We start from the raw sequence: 16,660 nt of genomic DNA, 5'->3' as shown, positions 1-16,660 counted from the left end.
AGGCCAAGCAGGAAGACGGCACCATCTACTGGGCCGACGAGACGGCGGTGGTGCAAGATGGTCACTGGGTCCGAGGCTATGCCCCGGCGGGCCACGCGCCGGTGCTGGCAGCCACCAGCCAGCGCTTTGGCCTGACGATGGTCTCGGCCATCAGCAGCAAGGGCCTGGTGAGATTCGAGTTTCTCGAAGGTGCAGCCACAACTCAGACGACTCTGGGCTTCATGCAACGACTCGTACAGGACAGCGAAGGTCACAAAGTCTTCCTCATACTCGACAACCTCAGGGCTCACCATGCCAAGGACGTAGCCGCTTGGGTGCAGGCACATCAGCACGAGATCGAGGTGTTCTACCTGCCGCCCTACGCACCGCAGAGCAACCCGGACGAGTACCTCAACCGGGACTTCAAGACCCAGTTGCGCAGCGCCAATCGCTGCAGAACACCAGGCGGATTGCTGGAGAAGGCCACCGCCTTCATGCAGTTCCTCGTCAGCAGCCCGGAGCGTGTGAAGTCCTATTTCAATCATGATTCAGTGGTTTACGCCGCATGATCAGGTTAATCATTGCCGTCTAAATAAGACCGCCAGGTTGATGTAGATACGCATGATGATTCTGTCCGACATGCCCCGTTACAGAAGAGGATTTGATACGCTGCCTCTCCTCAATCAGATCGGATTTCGTACCTGATCCGATAGGGATTCAGGCTCCGAAACCAACGTTGGCATGATGGTCAAATCTTGAACTGTTGATCCGATACTTGCGACATCGCTTCAACGCTTCAGGAGATTCAAATGCCTTTCTTCCTTGCCGCACTCGTTCCACTCATTTCAGGCCTGGTCTCGGGTGCCAGCACCGTCGTCGCCTCGGCAGCAGCGGGTGCCGCCGCCGGCGCTGCAGCCTCGGGTGTCGCAGGCGCTGCGATCGGTGCCACCACCGCTGCCGTGGGCTCCGCTGCGACGGTGGTCGCGGGCACCACGGCCACTGCGGCCTCCCTGGCTACGGCCGCAGGCGCGGTGGGTGCAGCGGCCGGCGTCTCCAAGGCCTCGGCTGAAGTCCTGCGCTCGTCGCAGCGTCGCCTAGCCTGACCAGATGCCCCTGGTACCTCTCCGTCTCACACGGCTGGCGGCAAAACAGCCACCAGGGGCATTCTTTCAAGCCTACCGGTTGCCATCCAATCATGCAAACCAACTTCCTGCTCGGCGAGATCAAGCTCACTCCCGACGCCCGCATGAAACTCAAGCGAGTGCCGCTCGACCTGATCTGCCGGCACGCCATCAACGAACATGGCCACATCACTGAGAGTGAGGCCAGACGCAACGCCAGGAACATGGACCTCCTCGGTCCGATCGTCTCGCGCTACAAGGCCGATCCCACCGACCCGCACTCGCCCAACATCGTGATTTACACACGCGAGACCTGGGACGAGACCGTCGTCTATCTCGACTGAACCCATTCTTCGAACGCCTGCCCAGCAGGTCAGCTGAGGCATCAGCCTCCGGCTGCCACCCCCAGGCCCGGCAATGCCGCCTCGATCACCTGCTCCGCCTCGGCGCGCACCGCGGGGCTCAAGGGCTTGAGCACACTGCGCAGCACCCGCTCGGCCTGGCGTGACAAGGCCGAGCCTGACGACAGGTGGCGGTTGAGCAAGTCCAGCAGCAGCGCGGCTGCGGCCCGGTCGCCGGCAATCAAGCTCAGCTGGCCAAGCAGGGCCTGCAGTTCCGGATCTGTCTGGTGGGTGTGCAGCTGCTCCAGGTAGCGCTCCGCGCTTTCAGGACTGGCGGTTTCCCGCTCGAAAGCCGCGAGCATGAGCTTGTGGCTCGACTCCAGCTGCTGCTGATCGTCGATGACCTGGAGGCCGGGTTCGACTGGCATCGCGTCGAGATAGGCCCGCAGCTTGTCCGCCCACCGGCTCAGGCGACTGGCTGGCTTGCGCCAGAGGCTGGGCAGGCCCAGGTCGTGCGGCATGGACGCTGACTGGAAGGCACGGCGTTGCAAGGTGGGCTCCGGGGCGGCTTGCCTGCGGCAGAAAACAGGTATCTCGGCCGCCGCAGTCCCCAGGATGCCGAGGACACTTCCGAACCCGCCATGCCCCGCCGCCATCATGTGCCGGATCTGCTCCAGCGCGGGCAGGCCCTCGGCCTTGTCGTCCTCGGCGCGCTGATGCACCAGGAACAGGCTGGTCTGACGCGTCACCAGCTGATGGCGCAGCGCGAGCGCGCGTTTTTCCTCACCTTTGGGCAGGGTGTCGGCATGACGGGCGCCACACAGGCGCGCGGTGGTGTCGCTGGCATCCGTCTGCACGGCCTCGGCCTGGTCCGATCCCGTGGCGCCCGCTGCGCTCCAGTACAAGGTCGGTGCCGCCTGCAGCGGCTGCTCCAGCCGGGCCCAGACATGCAGCGTCTCGCCGTCGAAGACCTGCTGCGGCAGCGAGCTCTGCCACAGCACCGGCTGGCTCCAGTCCAGCTGCAGCGCGATGTCGCGCGCGGCGCGCAGCCGGCGCACCATGCGGGTGATGGCGCCGGCGATGTCCTCGTTCGGCGTCACCAGCTCGCAGGCGCCGCCGCTGTGTTCGGCCAGCTCGCGCAGCAGGCTCTCGGCCGGGCTGCTGCTGACCCCGACCACGAACAGCCGGTGGCCGGATTCGCGCGCGGCCCGCACCGTGGGCTCGACGTCCCAGACCTCGCCATCGGTGATCAGCAGCACGTCGGCCTTGGCGGTCGCGGTCTTCGACTTCGGGCCAAAAACCTTGAGGAGCGCCGCGTGCAGCTCGGTTCCGCCCAGGTCAGCCCCGGTCTGCTCGATAGCCTTGGCATAGCGGGCCACCAGCTTCGGCGTGCAGGGCTCCAGCTTCGGGATCACCGGCACGCAGTGGCCGCCGAAGCGGAAGTAGGCCAGCCGGTCAGCTGGCTTGAGCCACTGCCCGACCTCGTGCAGCGCGCGCCTGGCCTGCCCGATGCTATCGCCCGCCATCGAGCCAGAGCAGTCGACCAGGATCTTCAGGCTCAGGGGCGCGATTTCTTGCGCAGGCAGCTGGGGACAGAAGCTCGCCAGCACGGCCTGCGCCTGCGGGTGCGCCTCGTCGCCATCGGGTGCGGTGATGCAGAAGGACTGGCCTTCCAGAGCATCGAGCCGCAGCACGAAGTCGCGATCCAGCCAGCCGCCCTGCTCCAGCGACACGCGAACCGTCTCGCCCTGCTCCGGCGCCACCGGCTGCACCTCGATCCGGTGGCTTGGGCTGCTCAGGCGCGCGCATGCCGCCGGGCCGGCCAGGTCAAGCGTCAGCGTAAACGGATAGCGGGCCTGCCAGTCGGCATCGGTGCTCTCGTGCGGGGCCAGGCCGCCCTGGGCCTGGGGGTCGCCATAACGCGGTGCCACCACGGTCGGAATGCTCAACCGCAGTCCGCCCTGCTCGAAGCACAGCAGCTGGGCGTATTCGAGCTCGATAGTCGCCTCCTCGCCATCCTGCAGGTTACCCAGGTTGGCGGTGTAGAGACCGGGCGCGCTCTGCTCGACCAGCACCGGGGTGTCGCCCTCATCGATCGCACGCTCGTAGCGCTGCGTGGCCTGCTGCTTCTCGATCACGGCACCGCTCAAGCGCTTGTCACCCAGCGTCACCGACAGGCCCAGCAGGCTCGCTCCGTGAGCAAGCGGGAAGGTATAGACGGTCTCAATCAGGCGCCCGCTGGTATTGCGGTAGCGCTGCTGGATCGTGGTGCGCAGCAGCAGGCCATCGAGGCGGCCCTGCACCTGCACCCCCTGCAGTGCGAGGCCGGTGCTGCCGGTGGGGGATGCATCGTCCTTGATGCTGAGGACGGCGGACTGGTGCTCGTTCATTGTTGTTTTCCCTTGATGGTGGCGAGGGCCTGCGTGACAGCGGTGACGAGTTGCCTCAGCTGCTCCGGACTCAGACCGGCGTCCTCGGCGCTGACCTGCAGCTCCAGACCCGGGCCCAGCCAAATGTGGCTCTTGACCTGGATGGCACCGACCTGCTTCGGGCGCTCGGGAATAGCGACCGGCCCGCCGTGCAGCAGCTCGCGGATGCGATCCAGCGACAGGCCGGCGGCGGACCACTTGCGAATCTGCAGCAGCTGCTCCAGGTGATGTCGGTCGTACCAAGCGCCGCGCTTTTCGCCGTGCGGCCGGTCGACCAGGCCCTGCTGGATGTAGTAGCGCACCGTGCGCAGCGGCAGCTCGGCAAGCAAGCAGAGCTCGTTCAGGCTGAACGACTCGGGCGGGGATCCGGATAAGGATTCGGACGAAAGCTCAGGCTGGTTGGTCATGGTGATAATATTACACCATGACTGTTTATTTTTAATGTCTTATATATGGATTCCAGACCCCGGCCAATGAGTGGCGGGAAGACTTGACCCGACTGAACTCCAGACCCCGCAACGACTGAACGGGACGGCTCCGGTGCGAGCCGCCCGACATCGTTCAGCCAAGCCCAGCCGGCCCCGGCCCAGGGGCAGTACGCTCCTGACTCAATTTGCTCCACTTGCTTAACCCAGCCATGAAGATCGATGACCATGAAATCCCCCCAGCCGTCTTGCTCGCCTGGTACGGTGCGCTGGCCCGGCTCCCGGAGGCGAAGGTGCGCAGCCTGGCGACCGAGCAGGGGCTCGGCGCCGGCTTTCGGCCCAACAAGATGGCACCAGACGTAGCCCGCGCCCGGCTGCGGTCGGCCCTGGAGAGCTACTCGGAGTTGCCGGAGCAGGTTCGGCTGGCGTTGCGGCAAAGTAGCCAGGCCAGCGCGCTGACGGTTTCACTGTCCGACGAACTGGTGCTGGAGCAGTGCGACCGGCTGGCCAGAAGTCTCGGCTTTGCCGAGACCATGGCCGCGCTGCTGCTGGATGGCCGATCCTCGCTGCGCAAGCGGGCACTGGAGAAGCTGGCTGCCTGGGACGGGTCAGAACCCGGCGAGGTCGAGCGGCGCAGGGCAAGCGACGAGCTAGCGGCCGTTTTCTTGAGCCTGTCGCAGGCCTTGCAGCCGCTGATCCAGAGCCATCCGACCGGCACGCCGGCCGACAGCCCGCAAACCTCACCGCTTGCAACCCGGGCGCCCCGGCAACAGTCCGAACGCCAGCTCGTGATCGCCCTGCGCGACAAGCGCCGCGAGGCGGGCCGGCTCAGCCGCGAGCTCGCTACCTGCAACCATGAAACCGAACGCTGGCGCGCTGAACTGGATCGACTCAGGCCAGCGCTGGAGTTGGCCGGGCAGCGTTCCGCGCGCGCCGAGAGCGAGCTGGCCGATCTGCGTCGGGACTTCGACTCACAGGTGCTCGAGCGGCTGCAAGCCCTGCTCGATGAGCGCCTGCTGCCCTGGCTCGCTCCCGCGCAGGCACTGGCCCAAGTAGCGGCGGATACCCGCGGCAAGAGCCTGCTCGAGCAGGCCGAGCTGCTGCTGCAAGAGCAGGCGGCGATCGACCGCCGCTACGGCCTGCGCCGCACCTTGAACGCCGAGCTGGAAGGCTGTCGCCGGATGCTCGAACAGCTGGCCGAGGCACGTTCCGAATCGCTGCGTCCGCTGCCACAGTTGGGCCGGCTCCAGCACGAGATCGGCTTGAGGATCCAGGCTATCCAGCAGCAGCTCGGTGCAGCCGTTAACCAGGACCAGACCATCGACTCCAATCTGGCGCGATTGCAAGACGCCATGACCCAGGCCGATAGCCTCGACCAGCTGAGCGTGATCCGCCAGGCGCTGACTGCGGCAGAACCGCTCGGCTTGCTCAATGGCGCCGAGCGGGCCCAGGCTTTCGCGCTACTGGCCGACATGGCCTCGCGCCTCTATGCGAGCCAGGGCATGTGCCGGACCGCGGCGCAGGACCGGGACGGACTGCACAATCTGCCGCTGTATGCCATGCAGTCCACGCTGGCCCTGGGACACCGGGCAACCCTGGTGGTGGACGGACACAACGTGCTGTTCACCTTGCCGGCACTGTTCCGGCCCTTCTTCGAGAACGGCATCCCGGGAGGACGCGCGCGCGACGCACTCGAGCAGCACCTGGCTGGACTGGCCAGGCGTCACCCTCGCCTGAGCCTCCAGCTCTGGTTCGACGGTGGCTCAGTCAGCGAGCGCACCGTGCAGGACAACTTCCGGGTCCACTTCTCGGGCGGCAGCGGCAGCAACCGGGCCGACCGGCAGATCCTGGCCTTCCTGCACCACCTCAAGAGCTCAAGCCCCGATCTGGCCCGAACCGTCGTGACGGCGGACCAGGACGAAGCCCGCGCGGCCGATCGCAGCGGCGCCATGGTGATGGCGCCCGAGGAACTGGCACTCTGGCTGGGTGAGCAGCGGCCCACATGAGTGGAACACTCGGCTGACCAGCTCAGGCGTGCCAGCTTGTGCCGAGGATTGGCTGGATGTTCAGGTTGCTGGCATGCACTGGCTGGCCTTGCCCAGGCCCCGGGATCTCGGCGCGGGACAGCTGCAGGACACAGAGAAATAGCTGGTGCCAGTCGGTCAAGGCGCACGCCCCGTCCGCAGAAGTCCAGAAGGCGTGATGCGCCGGGCAGCGGCAGGTGGCGTTAGTTGTCTTCCCCTTGATCAAGACGGAACCCAATGGCTTCCATGATCTGACGGACAGGGAACGGCTGGCGATCGTGACGGCCAAGCTGCAGGAGACGCTGGAATACCTGCAGACCATGCCACAGGTGCCGGTCACGCAGGAAAAATGCCGTGAACTCGAAAAGTTCCTGCACGAGCCTTGGGCCAAGCGGCTGAGGTCGCAGTCGGACCGGTTCGAAGAGGGCTTGTGTCTGGGTCCATCTGTCGACTGGGTGATCAAGGCCACTCTGGTCGACCACCTGCTCGAGGTCAAAATGCAGCCACTCGAGCCCGGCCCGCTGCGGCGCCGCTATTACCAGGAAATCCTGTCGGGTCTGGTGGCGGGTCTGAGGTTCGTCCTCACCCCGTTGAAAGAGACCAGGACCCGGGAAACCCTGCGGATCGGCCGCAGGAGGCAGGGTTGACTGAGCCGCTGGGCTGGCGATGGACGGATGCTCTGGAGACTGCTGCGTGCGGTGCATCTACAGCCAGCAGTCCCCGGCCTGAACCGAATCATCCCGCCGGCTTCTAATCTCCCACCATGTGTGCCCACTACGAACCCGTCACTGACCGGGAACGCTACCTGGTCGGCTTCGGTGTCGAGCCCCCGACCGATGTCGGCCAGGCAGAGCTCTGGCCCGGCTATGCCGGCAGCTTCATCCGCCGACCGCGTCCACAGGATCACGCCGGCTATCCACCCGCCATGGAGGCGATCGCCGGCATCTTCGGTCTGATCCCGCACTGGGCCAAGGACCAGACGATCTCGCGCCGTACCTACAACGCGCGCAGCGAGACAGTGGCTGAGAAGCCCAGCTACCGTGACGCGTGGCGACTGGGGCGGCGCTGCATCATCCCGGCCGAAGCCTTCTACGAGCCAGACTGGCGCAGTGGCAAGGCCGTTCCGACCCGCATCGCTCGCGCCGACAAGCGGCCGATGGGTATCGCCGGTATCTGGATGGGGTGGAAGGCTCCCGATGGGAGCATCCTGCGCAGTTACAGCATGCTCACGATCAACGCTGACCAACACGCCTTCATGCGGCAGTTCCACAAGCCACAGGACGAAAAGCGCATGGTGGTGATCCTGCCCGAGGCTCGCTATCACGACTGGCTGCTGGCCAGTCCGCAGCAGAGCCGGGATTTCCTGCTGGCCTGGCCAGCGGCGGAGCTGGCGAGCACTCAAGTCCAAGCTGTTGAGCAGCACGGCGCCCATCTTGCCGACGGAGTCGGCAGGCTGATCTGAAGAACTGACCTGAATCCAGACCGGTAAAGCGCCTGACCAGACGCTTTTTCAGTCCTGCAACAGAACCGCAGCAGCCACCATCTGCTCGTGCTCGAAGGCCGGAGCAAAGTCGTCCAGCTCAGCAGCACGCAATCCGACCGACGGACTGAGTGCCACCTGGCGCCAGTTCGACACTGCGGCATGTACCTCCCCCAGCACGGCCAGAGCCTGGCTTTGGTCCAGCCCGAAGTACGGCGCACGGGCCAACAGCATCTGCACATCGGTGATGGGACCGTCCAGCTCAGACAACCAGGTCTTGGATTCCCTGTCCTTGTCCGGGAACGGGTTGATGTCGAAAGCCGGCGCGAGCCGCCACAACCCGCGCTCGACATGCAGGAAGCCATGGTTCTGCAGGTGATCGTCCACGTTGGTGATCAGCAGGTTGAGCACCAGGCGCCGCCAGAGCTGGCGTACATCCTCGGTCGGGGCATGGCTGTGCGAGCGGATCGCGTCTGCGATCTCGGTGTAGCTGCGGTCTTCTTCCCGTGAGGCCTGCAGCAGCGAGGCAGCCGACTGGTAGGGAATCCGACCATCATCCCCGTCGCGGTCGAAGCGGCGAATGACTGCCACCGCTACCTCGTTGCCTTTGTCACCCAGCAAGACGATGCGCGCAGGGGCGGCATCGATCCCGGCCAGGGCTGCCAGCCTCAGGGCCAGGACCTCGCCGCGTGTGACGCTGCGGCTGTCACCCACGCTCGGGAACTTGCCGATGGCCAGTCGGCCGTCCTCATCGACCACCGTGCACTTGGGCCGCATGCCACCCAACGAAGTGCCCTTGCCTTGCAGGTAACGCAAGTCCTCGGCGGATTCCTGACCACGTTCGACCGCACGACTGGCCTGGTAGATCTGCTCGAGCTCGATCAAGGGGGGCGTGCTGCGCCGCCCCTGAGCCGCAGTGCGCTGCCAGATGCCGTCTTCAGTGCGCAGGCGCAACGCGCCGACGCGGCTGAAGTCGTCCACCGCCAGCAGGTAGTCCAGCTCGGTGAGGGCTGGCAGATGAGGATCAGCCTTGCGCCGCTTGGCGTGGTCGCGGGCGATGACACGACGTCCCCAGGCGTCCGGCGCGGTATCGGCGATCGCGCCGTGGAAGACGGAATCATGGGCCGACGCCGCCTTGTGCGACTGGTGGCCCGGTACGAGTTGCAGGTCGGCTGAAACGCTGAAGCGTGCCGGGTTGGCCAGCCAGGCTTCGTCGTAGGCAAAGGCACAGTTCTCGCGCCGTCCTTGGCGGACATAGGTGAGCGAGCCCACCGGCAAGCCGGCCTTGCCGATACACACCTGGGCCTGCTGGCGGGTCGGGGCTATGGTGACCATCAGAGCGCTCCCGAAAGCCCGGACTTGCTGCGCACACGCTTGGGCAGGTTCTCGTCCATCAGCGTCAGGCCGATCTCATCGCTGGCCGTGTCGAGCAGTTGCTCGAGCGCCCGGATCTCGCCGAAGACATGCAGCGCCCGGGCGAAGAAATGGATGGGCACGCGTACATCGCCTTTTTCCATGCGGCGCACGGTGGAGAGGGACGCGCCCATGCGCTCGGCCAGCGAGGCCTGCGAGATGTGGCGGCGTCGGCGTGCCAGCGAGATGTCACTGCCCAGCTTGAGGATGGCGCGCTCTACCGGCAAGGGCATGGGTTTTTCCAATTAACGCTCCCTGGAGAACTTCTTTAGATTTTAAAGATTCTGTTGAAAACTATTATATTCAACGCAGCGTTACACGTTTGCCTGATCGGCCATCACGGCCGATCAGGTTTGTGGCGTGCTCGCTTCGAGCTTGAAAACGGGCAGCATTGGCGTAAGGTCGGGCTGGATTCATGCCTGACCGGAACCCAGCAGCACGATCCTCACTGCAGGGCTTGGTACCAGTGCGATGGAATGAGAACAGCAGAACGGCATACACCGCCCCCTCGCATAAAACCTGGCGGGGTCAGCGCGTGACGGCGCCTAGACGCAGCCCAGGGGGATCGCGCCATTCACTGTCGAGTGGCAGATCCGAAGCCCGGATACGGATGAGGCGGTCGCGCCAGGTGGCGATCAGCGCGAGCGAGGCGCGCTCGAAAACGAAGGTGGGCTGGTGCTTCGCTACTGCGGGGCGAAAGCGAGCAAGTTCAGTCATTTGACTCTCCTGTTTAGCGGCATTACCAATGGGTGGCGAGGGCCGCAATCTGGAACAAATCCCCCCGGCCGGTTTGCCTGTACAGGCGGGTCGGCCAGACCCGGAAACGAAAGCGCCCTCACGAGGAGGGCGACGCTGCTGCCGGCTTGGTTGCCTCGAAAGGCCACATCGCACTGGGCATACCACCTTGCCCCGGTGAGGCAGGTTGGCGCGGGCGTCAGGCCCGACTCGGAATGTGACGGCAGCTTAGCACAATCCCCAGCTTCCGTGACCAATCCTGTGGAGAACCCCGTCGGACGGGATGCAAGTCATTGTCATGATTGAGAAATAGTGTTTTGCCTAAAAAACAGGCAAACCGTATGAGTGGCTGAATCGACAGGGTGCGGCTTGCCGCTGGCCGACTTGTGACCTGGTCAGGAGGTCACCTTCTTGCGCGGCCTGCCCCCCAGCCGTCCATTCGCCCGTGCCGCCGCCTGCTTGGCCTGCGTCGTAGCACGCCCGCCAACTTGGCCCATGCGGGCCGCCATCCAGGCATTGGAGCGGAGGAAGCCCTCGAGCAATGCCGGCAGGTACAGATCCGCGTCAATCGCCGGGAAATACAGGCCCTGCGCATGCTGTGGCCTGAACGCGATCTCGAGACCGCTGTCGAGCTCGATCATCACCCTGCCCGCCTGCTGGTCGTAGCGCCCGGCCACGGCCACCGGCCCCTTCTTCAGGCGCTGTACGCCACGCCGGGCAGCGGCTTCAAAGTCCACTTACTGAACGACGTCTGTCTTCTCCATGCCGGTTTTCCCAGTTGCGAATGCTGGTGGACGTGACTGCCGATTTGGATGGTCGTGCTCTCAAACCTTGACGGCATTCAAGCGCAGCATCAGTGTCATTGGATGCTGTGGCGACTCCTGAAAGCCGTAGTGCTCGTAGAACTGCTTGGCGCGCTCATTGAGCGCACGGACAAGCAGGGCCCGCACGCCGGCGTTCTGTGACACGACCACGGCCCGGTTGACCGCATCCTGAAGCATCGCAGCCCCGAGCTTGATGCCCTGGGCCCGGTGATCAATCGCAAGCCTGGCCAGCACCATCACTGGAACGGGATCGGGCATGTTGCGCCGCACGCCACTCGTCGCCAGCTGGTGCGAGACGGCGCCGGCAGCCATCGCGTAATAGCCGAACACCCGACCTTCCTGGTCTGCGACGACGAAGGTACGGCTGGCACCGCTGACCTGGTTGGTCAGTGCCCTTCGCTTGAGCCATTCGTCGAGGCTGATCTCCCCGCAAGCGAATCCATCCAGATGATGGGAGGAAGTGAGGGGTTGGGGTACGTTCAGCTGCAAGTTCATGCCGGGCCAGTGTTCCAGGGTGCCTTGACTGCCATGAGGCGCTCAAGTCCTGGATTCGGGCCAGGAGGAGCATCCAGCAGGGCGGTGAACTGCCTGAACTTGTCTGCGTCCAGGTTGAAGAATATCTGGTCCAGCACCACCGCCTGCGCTCGCTCGCAGGCAGCCTCGAGCATGAAGTCAGATCGGTTCTTGCCCAGCAGACTGGCTGCCTGATCGATCAGGTCGCGCTGCTCGGGCAGGGCTCGCAGGTTGATGGCGGCGTCACGCATTGTTTTCTCCTTGTTTGCATGTACGTTGGATATACAAATTATCAAATGATGTATATCTATTGTCAACACAAAAAGCAGCTATACGACCAAGAATCTCGCTTGGCAGTTGCTGATCACTCTCGCTTCGACCCATAAACAAAAAGCTTGCCCGCCTGGATGGCCTCTGCCATCTTCGCCAGGTCGGCGACGCGCGCGTAGCCGCGCAGCGACTCGGACTTGTCGAGATCGCCCACAGGGCAGCTGTACACGGCTCCGTAACGCATCATCCAGACCTGCTTGCCAGCCGCATTTGTCAACAGAGCTCCTGCCGGCATAGCGGCGTCTATCACCGCCTGTGCGGTCTCTTTCTGCACCTTTACTTCCACCACTTGCGTGGCTTCCTTCTCGCGCAGCGTGGCAGCACAGGTGTAGTTGGCCCAGTCCCGATCGGTTTCGATGAGCTTGCGCAGATAGCCGAAGGGGAACTCGGCTGCACGTATCAGTGGTGTTGCTGCGCGAACGATCTGTCCGAGCCTGTGGCCCATCTTCGTTGCTTCTCCCATCAGCTTGAAGATCGCTCCTGGTTTGAGTCCCATCTGTTCCAGCAAGGTGAGGTCTTCCGGGATTCGCTTTTTTTGTTCAACATGACCAGGGATCTGCTGACTGTCTTCTGACATTGTCGAAAGACTAGAAGCGCCGGACATATTGTCCGACGCCGCGCGCGAAGATGGACGGACAGTCAGCCCCAGTACCTCGAGGGCCCTGGCAGTGAACCAGGTATCGGCAATCTGCATGCCGGAGCGCTTCTTGACCTGGTCACGCGTGATCCAGCCTTTGCCCTTCAGTGTGTTGAATGTCCGCTGGATGGTCTTGTGGCAAGTCTGCAATGCCCCTGCCAGGGTATCCACTGACACCCGTATCGATCGATACGGGTCCTGCAGACTGATGTTGCGGGTCAGGCGTGCCAGGAGGCTGCGCTCGCGATAGGTGAGCGTGTCGAGGCCTCCGCCGTCGCAGCCCATGATGCGGGCCAGCGCGGTCTGGATGCGTGCCGGTAGGTCCACGACTGGCGCGTGGACGAGTTCGATGCTGGCGGTGTCTGCCATAAGTACAGGCGTAGCAAGCCGTGCCTAGTGCAAACATTCGAAACCCGCTGTAGAATCCACTCACTGCCGTTTTGTGGACATGACTCTTTAGCGGGTTTCTGTGTTTGCACCAAACCTTCAAATGCCCGTTCCCCAACGGGCATTTGTCGTTTTACGGTTCGGTGATCAGTCGATCATCTACATTGCTTCGCGCTTCCTTTCCTGAGGTTCGCGGTCATTGAAAATGTTGTTCCGCACGGCTCTTGAGCCATGCTTCAAGCTCGTGGTACAGGCCGGCATCCACGGTGTTGAGCGAGATCACCAGCCTGTTCTCGCGCTGAACCAGCTCGGCATATTTCTGCCGGCCTGACTTGATCAGTGCCTTGGTCGCGACCGGCTTGGCGGTTTCCGCCTTGGTGGTGCCACCCGCCTTCAGCCAGGCGAGAGCCGCTTTTTGCGTCATCTCGCCCAGGGCAATCGCATAGATGGCCTGCACCGCCAGATCGGGACTCTTCTTGGCGAGCGCGACAAAGTCGGCCGCCGCGTTGGCACCGATGGCCTGCGGGTTTTCCTTCAGCGCGGCAAGAACGGACTCTGGCAGCCCATCAAAAGACAGCAGCTTCGACACCACTGCCCTGCTGACCCCGGATTCTTCCGCCAGTTGCTCCTGCGTCAGCTCCAGTCTTGCCTTGCGCTGGCTGAACCCCAGGTACTTCTGGAAGTCCGTCATGGACGGAGCAAACAGGTTGTCGTAGAAGACAAGCTTCTCCGCGTCGTCGTCGGTCAGATCGCGCAGAGTGGCTTCGATCTCCTGCCTGCCCAGACGTCTGTAGGCTTCGATCCGGTGTCTGCCAGCGATCAGTTCAAGTCGCCCCTGATGTCCTCTTCTGAGGACCACTGGCGAAGACAGTGGGTTCTTGCCCAGGTTCTCCACCAAGTCGGCAATCTTGTCCTCGTTGACCGGGCTGGTCTGGTAGGGGCTGTCGTTGATCAGTGACAAGGGCACCAGGAAGGGTTTTCCGTCGGTGCTTCCGCTCCCATCAAGACGCGGCAAGGCTGCGGCCGCGTCTTCGACACTGGGGGCCGATACCAGCCCGGAAGACTTGAGAATGCGTCGTTGCATGTCCTGGATCATGATGCGCTCTGTCCTGCAGATTTGTATCCCTTTTTCGGGCCACGGCTACGATGGGCAACGACCGGCATGACGCCTGCCAGACGGATGTCGTATGCCCCGATCAGCGACTGGGTCAAGTCGATGATGGCCCTGGCCGCTGAGCTGGTGGGTTCCTTCTCGATGGCCGGCCCGCTGCGCTCGTCGGAAATCAGGGAGACCTGGCGCACGAAGGAAGCGGTGTGCGGGATGATGCTGTGCTCCACTTGTCCCGGGTAAGCCCTGCGCAGTGTCTCCAGTGACTCGTTGGAGGCCTTGATGCTGCTGATGAAGCCATTGGCCACGATGCGGATGCTGAACTGGTCCAAGGGGTAGGCACGCTGGATGTCCGCCACGTTGGACTGGAACACTTCCATGGCCTTGATGGACTGCCCGTCCAGCGACACCACGGCCAGCAGGTTCTTGGCGGCATACATGAGCGCGAACGCCAGCTGTGAAGTACCGGGCGCGCCGTCTATCAGGATCACGTCATATCGGCTGAAAACCTTGACGTGTGCCTCCAGCAGTTCACGCACGAGCTTCTCGCGGGCATAGTTCTGCTGCAGCAGCCAGGTGTCGATGTTGGTGAGGGTGATGTCCGAAGGGATCAGGTCCAGCATCCCGCCGTCATAAAGATGACGGATCGAGGCTTCGATGTCGGCATCGGTCAGCGGGGACTTCTTGTTGCTCTGGGCTTCCAGTAGGTTGCCGATGTGCGTGATTTCCTCGACCGCCCAGTCGATGCCGAAGAGACTGGTCAGGCTCGCCTGAGGATCGGCATCGATCATGAGCACCTTGTAGCCCTGCAGCGCGAGGCATGCGCCCACGTTGCCTGTGATGGTCGTCTTGCCGACGCCCCCCTTGGGGATGCGGCAGTAGATGACCGGAGGCAACTCCTGCGGACGCTCTGGTATCTGGTCCAGATCCATGAGCGCAATCCTGGCCTTGCGAATGTCGACGGCACGATAGACGTGCTGGCCACGCTCATCGCGTACCAGTTCTGATGGTTGGAAGATCGACTTGAAGGTGATGGGACTTCCGCCCCACTTGCAGAAGTCGATGGCCTGCTTCTGTTTTAACGTGCCTCGCATGACGATCCTTGATGACAGGGTTGTTTTATACCACAGCAAAGATTTTCAATGAAATTTGATGCAAAACACTATGCAGCCCAGTCGAAAGATAGAAGTGTGCGTCAAAGGCACCACATAAAAATATATAAGTTATTGATTTATAAATAATTTATTTTAGAACACGATGGTTTGGCCTTCTGTGTCGTGCAGCTTCGTACCGCCAGACCAGAAATTTTCAGGCCCGAAGCTTGATTTGGTCGGCTTGCAGATGGCGAAAGACATGGACCGGCCGTGAGAATGGATCCACCCCCAGTGACTGCGCGACCAGGGTTGCCAGGCCAGTGATGTTCTTGCGCAAGTCCATGGCGTCGCGTGGGATGTGGACCTTGAGCCTTTCGTCCACACGAAACATCAATCCTTCACCAGCTCCTTGAACGCGGTGCCGGGTGTGAACTTGGGCTTGCAGGTCGAGGGTATCTTGATCGGGCCGCCGGTCAGCGGATGACGGCCGGTGCGCGCCGCAGCGCTGGTCTTCTCGAAGGTGCCGAAACCGTTCAACTTCACCACCCCGCCTCGGGCGACCTCGCTCTGGATGATCTGGATGAGGGTGTCCAGCAAGCGTCCTGTCGCCGCCTTGGAAGTTTCTGTCTGCGCTGCGATGGCATCGATCAGGTCCTGTCTGTTCATGAGGCGCTCCGGTTGTTTCACCTTTGAAAAGATGCCTGGCACGGCTTCTGGCTCGGTTGCTGTCGGCACGTCACAGCAGCGCCTTGCGTCCGGTCTCGATCGCCCTGATCCGCATGGGAAGAGTTGGATAGATGTTGGCAAACGAGGTCCAGCGGTGCCAGGCTTTCGATGGATAAGACCTTGCCAGCTCGCGTAGCGTGGTCAGCAACGTCTCCCGGCCCACCACGGCAACTGCCCCGGCATCAGCGCGGTATTCGCTGTAGCGCCGAAGTCCTAGAAACAGGAGAAGGGCGGCAAAGAAGAAGTTGTCATCCGCCAGCAGCTGGCTGCTGACGGCAAACGCGCTGGCGTAGAGGAAGGTCGCCAGGATGTGGTGCTCACGTATGTGGGTGCTTTCGTGCGCGAGCACCCCACGCATTCCCTCGTCGCTCATGCTGTTCAGCAGGCCAGTGGTGAGGTAGATGCGGGACCATCGACGCAGCAGCCCGACGCTGTTGGCTTGCGGGTCGGCATGGTCATGCAGAGTGACTGGAGGACAGGCGGGCAGGGTGGCGACTATCCGTGCCAGTCGCTCCTGAAGTTCAGGATCCTGCGATGGCAGGGGTGCGAGGAAACGTGCCGTCAGCGGTGCAGTGGCATAGAAGACGAACAGGAAAGTCACGCTTCCAGCCGCCTGAGTCACGGGCCTTGTCACGGGATCCGTGGCCAAGCCTGTGACCCAGAGGATGACGGCTCCAAGACCCATCAGGCAGAGCACCAGGACAACTCGCCTGAACCAGTGCGACGGAATCATCGGGGGCGGCAGTCGTTGCAGATCAGCACCATGGCCACTGAGCGGCCGAGGCTGCGTTCCGAGTCCATCCCATCACCTTGCAAGCTGGGGTCAGAGCGCGAAGCGCATCCGCTCAGGACTGCGATCGAAACGAGTACCGACAGCATTCTTTTCATGTCATCTCCTGGCTTGGCCGCACAGCACGACTTCATCGGCCTGCCCCGTCGTCGGGCCGCCTTGGCGAGGACAGCAGGCGCTGGCTGTATGGCAACCCCTGAAGCACTTGCGAGCTGATGAGCCCTGGTCTTGCGGCGTGTGAGTTTTCGGCGTATGTTGGACGCCGTCCAGACGACTTGTCTCAGGTCTGGACAGGGAGGTAAAG

The 16,660-nt window shown here is 63.1% G+C and carries 21 protein-coding genes and 1 riboswitch; of the genes, 6 read left to right on the top strand and 15 right to left on the bottom strand.

The window, feature by feature from the left end; genetic code table 11:
- The 3 genes from C6P61_RS10405 to C6P61_RS10395 all read left to right on the top strand — a co-directional run.
- On the top strand, window positions 1–548 hold a 548-nt coding region (locus C6P61_RS10405), incomplete at its 5' end, for an IS630 family transposase (protein ID WP_146115028.1).
- Between the two features lie 240 nt (window positions 549–788).
- The gene (locus C6P61_RS17975) at window positions 789–1,082 is read left to right on the top strand and encodes a hypothetical protein (protein WP_170067369.1); all 294 of its coding nucleotides are present in this window, start codon (window positions 789–791) and stop codon (window positions 1,080–1,082) included.
- A 92-nt stretch (window positions 1,083–1,174) separates the two neighbouring features.
- Window positions 1,175–1,444, top strand: a complete 270-nt coding sequence (locus tag C6P61_RS10395) for a hypothetical protein (RefSeq protein ID WP_105729868.1) — start codon at window positions 1,175–1,177, stop codon at window positions 1,442–1,444.
- 41 nt (window positions 1,445–1,485) lie between these two features.
- Here C6P61_RS10395 and C6P61_RS10390 read toward each other — a convergent pair whose 3' ends face one another.
- Window positions 1,486–3,831 carry a VIT and vWA domain-containing protein gene (locus tag C6P61_RS10390; protein WP_105729867.1) on the bottom strand — a complete coding sequence of 782 codons (2,346 nt, stop codon included), beginning with the start codon at window positions 3,829–3,831 and terminating at the stop codon, window positions 1,486–1,488.
- Complete coding sequence (locus C6P61_RS10385) at window positions 3,828–4,277, bottom strand: helix-turn-helix domain-containing protein (protein WP_105729866.1); 450 nt, start codon at window positions 4,275–4,277, stop codon at window positions 3,828–3,830. Before C6P61_RS10385 ends, C6P61_RS10390 begins: the two co-directional genes overlap by 4 nt.
- Before the next feature lie 230 nt (window positions 4,278–4,507).
- Here C6P61_RS10385 and C6P61_RS10380 point away from each other — a divergent pair, with 230 nt between their 5' ends.
- The 3 genes from C6P61_RS10380 (at window position 4,508) to C6P61_RS10370 (ending at window position 7,781) form a co-directional block, all read left to right on the top strand.
- Window positions 4,508–6,301: an NYN domain-containing protein gene (locus C6P61_RS10380; RefSeq protein ID WP_105729865.1), complete on the top strand. Its 1,794-nt coding sequence runs from the start codon at window positions 4,508–4,510 to the stop codon at window positions 6,299–6,301.
- A 236-nt stretch (window positions 6,302–6,537) separates the two neighbouring features.
- A complete protein-coding gene (locus C6P61_RS10375; protein WP_105729864.1) occupies window positions 6,538–6,966 on the top strand; it encodes a hypothetical protein in 429 nt (142 codons plus the stop codon).
- A gap of 116 nt (window positions 6,967–7,082) precedes the next feature.
- Window positions 7,083–7,781, top strand: coding sequence for an SOS response-associated peptidase (locus C6P61_RS10370; RefSeq protein ID WP_105729863.1), 699 nt, complete (start codon window positions 7,083–7,085; stop codon window positions 7,779–7,781).
- A gap of 48 nt (window positions 7,782–7,829) precedes the next feature.
- Here C6P61_RS10370 and C6P61_RS10365 read toward each other — a convergent pair whose 3' ends face one another.
- The 13 genes from C6P61_RS10365 to C6P61_RS18360 all read right to left on the bottom strand — a co-directional run bounded on the left by C6P61_RS10365 (window position 7,830) and on the right by C6P61_RS18360 (window position 16,454).
- Window positions 7,830–9,134 (bottom strand): type II toxin-antitoxin system HipA family toxin, encoded by a 1,305-nt coding sequence (locus tag C6P61_RS10365; RefSeq protein WP_170067368.1) that lies wholly within the window; start codon window positions 9,132–9,134, stop codon window positions 7,830–7,832.
- The gene (locus C6P61_RS10360) at window positions 9,134–9,445 is read right to left on the bottom strand and encodes a helix-turn-helix domain-containing protein (protein ID WP_105729861.1); all 312 of its coding nucleotides are present in this window, start codon (window positions 9,443–9,445) and stop codon (window positions 9,134–9,136) included. Before C6P61_RS10360 ends, C6P61_RS10365 begins: the two co-directional genes overlap by 1 nt.
- A 295-nt stretch (window positions 9,446–9,740) precedes the next feature.
- Window positions 9,741–9,929: a hypothetical protein gene (locus C6P61_RS10355; protein ID WP_105729860.1), complete on the bottom strand. Its 189-nt coding sequence runs from the start codon at window positions 9,927–9,929 to the stop codon at window positions 9,741–9,743.
- Window positions 9,930–10,065: 136 nt separating this feature from the next.
- Window positions 10,066–10,171, bottom strand: a riboswitch (SAM-I-IV-variant riboswitch).
- Between the two features lie 171 nt (window positions 10,172–10,342).
- Window positions 10,343–10,684, bottom strand: a complete 342-nt coding sequence (locus C6P61_RS10350) for a DUF2442 domain-containing protein (protein ID WP_105729859.1) — start codon at window positions 10,682–10,684, stop codon at window positions 10,343–10,345.
- Window positions 10,685–10,771: 87 nt separating this feature from the next.
- The gene (locus tag C6P61_RS10345; RefSeq protein ID WP_105729858.1) at window positions 10,772–11,266 is read right to left on the bottom strand and encodes a GNAT family N-acetyltransferase; all 495 of its coding nucleotides are present in this window, start codon (window positions 11,264–11,266) and stop codon (window positions 10,772–10,774) included.
- On the bottom strand, window positions 11,263–11,535 hold the full coding sequence (locus C6P61_RS10340) for a type II toxin-antitoxin system TacA family antitoxin (protein WP_105729857.1): 273 nt from the start codon (window positions 11,533–11,535) through the stop codon (window positions 11,263–11,265). The genes C6P61_RS10345 and C6P61_RS10340 overlap by 4 nt, the downstream gene beginning before the upstream one ends.
- 113 nt (window positions 11,536–11,648) lie before the next feature.
- Window positions 11,649–12,620 (bottom strand): immunoglobulin domain-containing protein, encoded by a 972-nt coding sequence (locus tag C6P61_RS10335; RefSeq protein WP_105729856.1) that lies wholly within the window; start codon window positions 12,618–12,620, stop codon window positions 11,649–11,651.
- A 214-nt stretch (window positions 12,621–12,834) separates the two neighbouring features.
- A complete protein-coding gene (locus C6P61_RS10330; RefSeq protein WP_105729855.1) occupies window positions 12,835–13,734 on the bottom strand; it encodes a ParB/RepB/Spo0J family partition protein in 900 nt (299 codons plus the stop codon).
- Complete coding sequence (locus C6P61_RS10325) at window positions 13,731–14,879, bottom strand: ParA family protein (RefSeq protein WP_146115027.1); 1,149 nt, start codon at window positions 14,877–14,879, stop codon at window positions 13,731–13,733. Before C6P61_RS10325 ends, C6P61_RS10330 begins: the two co-directional genes overlap by 4 nt.
- A gap of 175 nt (window positions 14,880–15,054) precedes the next feature.
- The gene (gene tnpB, locus C6P61_RS10320; protein ID WP_105729853.1) at window positions 15,055–15,231 is read right to left on the bottom strand and encodes an IS66 family insertion sequence element accessory protein TnpB; all 177 of its coding nucleotides are present in this window, start codon (window positions 15,229–15,231) and stop codon (window positions 15,055–15,057) included.
- The gene (locus tag C6P61_RS10315) at window positions 15,231–15,506 is read right to left on the bottom strand and encodes an HU family DNA-binding protein (protein WP_105729852.1); all 276 of its coding nucleotides are present in this window, start codon (window positions 15,504–15,506) and stop codon (window positions 15,231–15,233) included. Before C6P61_RS10315 ends, tnpB begins: the two co-directional genes overlap by 1 nt.
- 70 nt (window positions 15,507–15,576) lie before the next feature.
- Complete coding sequence (locus C6P61_RS10310; RefSeq protein ID WP_244908868.1) at window positions 15,577–16,167, bottom strand: M48 family metallopeptidase; 591 nt, start codon at window positions 16,165–16,167, stop codon at window positions 15,577–15,579.
- Window positions 16,168–16,295: 128 nt separating this feature from the next.
- Window positions 16,296–16,454 (bottom strand): lipoprotein, encoded by a 159-nt coding sequence (locus C6P61_RS18360; RefSeq protein ID WP_425319746.1) that lies wholly within the window; start codon window positions 16,452–16,454, stop codon window positions 16,296–16,298.
- Window positions 16,455–16,660: the final 206 nt, after the last annotated feature.

The sequence above is a fragment of the Malikia spinosa genome (genome assembly GCF_002980625.1).
Taxonomy (GTDB): Bacteria; Pseudomonadota; Gammaproteobacteria; order Burkholderiales; family Burkholderiaceae_C; genus Malikia; species Malikia spinosa.
This window is presented reverse-complemented; position numbering and strand designations above follow the sequence as displayed.

Bases quoted from the DNA above. Each gene is read 5' to 3' on its own strand.
- C6P61_RS10340 (WP_105729857.1), bottom strand. From the start codon at position 11,535: ATGCGTGACGCCGCCATCAACCTGCGAGCCCTGCCCGAGCAGCGCGAC.
- C6P61_RS17975 (WP_170067369.1), top strand. From the start codon at position 789: ATGCCTTTCTTCCTTGCCGCACTCGTTCCACTCATTTCAGGCCTGGTC.
- C6P61_RS10365 (WP_170067368.1), bottom strand. From the start codon at position 9,134: ATGGTCACCATAGCCCCGACCCGCCAGCAGGCCCAGGTGTGTATCGGC.
- C6P61_RS10370 (WP_105729863.1), top strand. From the start codon at position 7,083: ATGTGTGCCCACTACGAACCCGTCACTGACCGGGAACGCTACCTGGTC.
- C6P61_RS10360 (WP_105729861.1), bottom strand. From the start codon at position 9,445: ATGCCCTTGCCGGTAGAGCGCGCCATCCTCAAGCTGGGCAGTGACATC.
- C6P61_RS10315 (WP_105729852.1), bottom strand. From the start codon at position 15,506: ATGAACAGACAGGACCTGATCGATGCCATCGCAGCGCAGACAGAAACT.
- C6P61_RS10395 (WP_105729868.1), top strand. From the start codon at position 1,175: ATGCAAACCAACTTCCTGCTCGGCGAGATCAAGCTCACTCCCGACGCC.
- C6P61_RS10390 (WP_105729867.1), bottom strand. From the start codon at position 3,831: ATGAACGAGCACCAGTCCGCCGTCCTCAGCATCAAGGACGATGCATCC.
- C6P61_RS10330 (WP_105729855.1), bottom strand. From the start codon at position 13,734: ATGATCCAGGACATGCAACGACGCATTCTCAAGTCTTCCGGGCTGGTA.
- C6P61_RS10385 (WP_105729866.1), bottom strand. From the start codon at position 4,277: ATGACCAACCAGCCTGAGCTTTCGTCCGAATCCTTATCCGGATCCCCG.
- C6P61_RS10335 (WP_105729856.1), bottom strand. From the start codon at position 12,620: ATGGCAGACACCGCCAGCATCGAACTCGTCCACGCGCCAGTCGTGGAC.
- C6P61_RS10345 (WP_105729858.1), bottom strand. From the start codon at position 11,266: ATGAACTTGCAGCTGAACGTACCCCAACCCCTCACTTCCTCCCATCAT.
- tnpB (WP_105729853.1), bottom strand. From the start codon at position 15,231: ATGTTTCGTGTGGACGAAAGGCTCAAGGTCCACATCCCACGCGACGCC.
- C6P61_RS18360 (WP_425319746.1), bottom strand. From the start codon at position 16,454: ATGAAAAGAATGCTGTCGGTACTCGTTTCGATCGCAGTCCTGAGCGGA.
- C6P61_RS10355 (WP_105729860.1), bottom strand. From the start codon at position 9,929: ATGACTGAACTTGCTCGCTTTCGCCCCGCAGTAGCGAAGCACCAGCCC.
- C6P61_RS10380 (WP_105729865.1), top strand. From the start codon at position 4,508: ATGAAGATCGATGACCATGAAATCCCCCCAGCCGTCTTGCTCGCCTGG.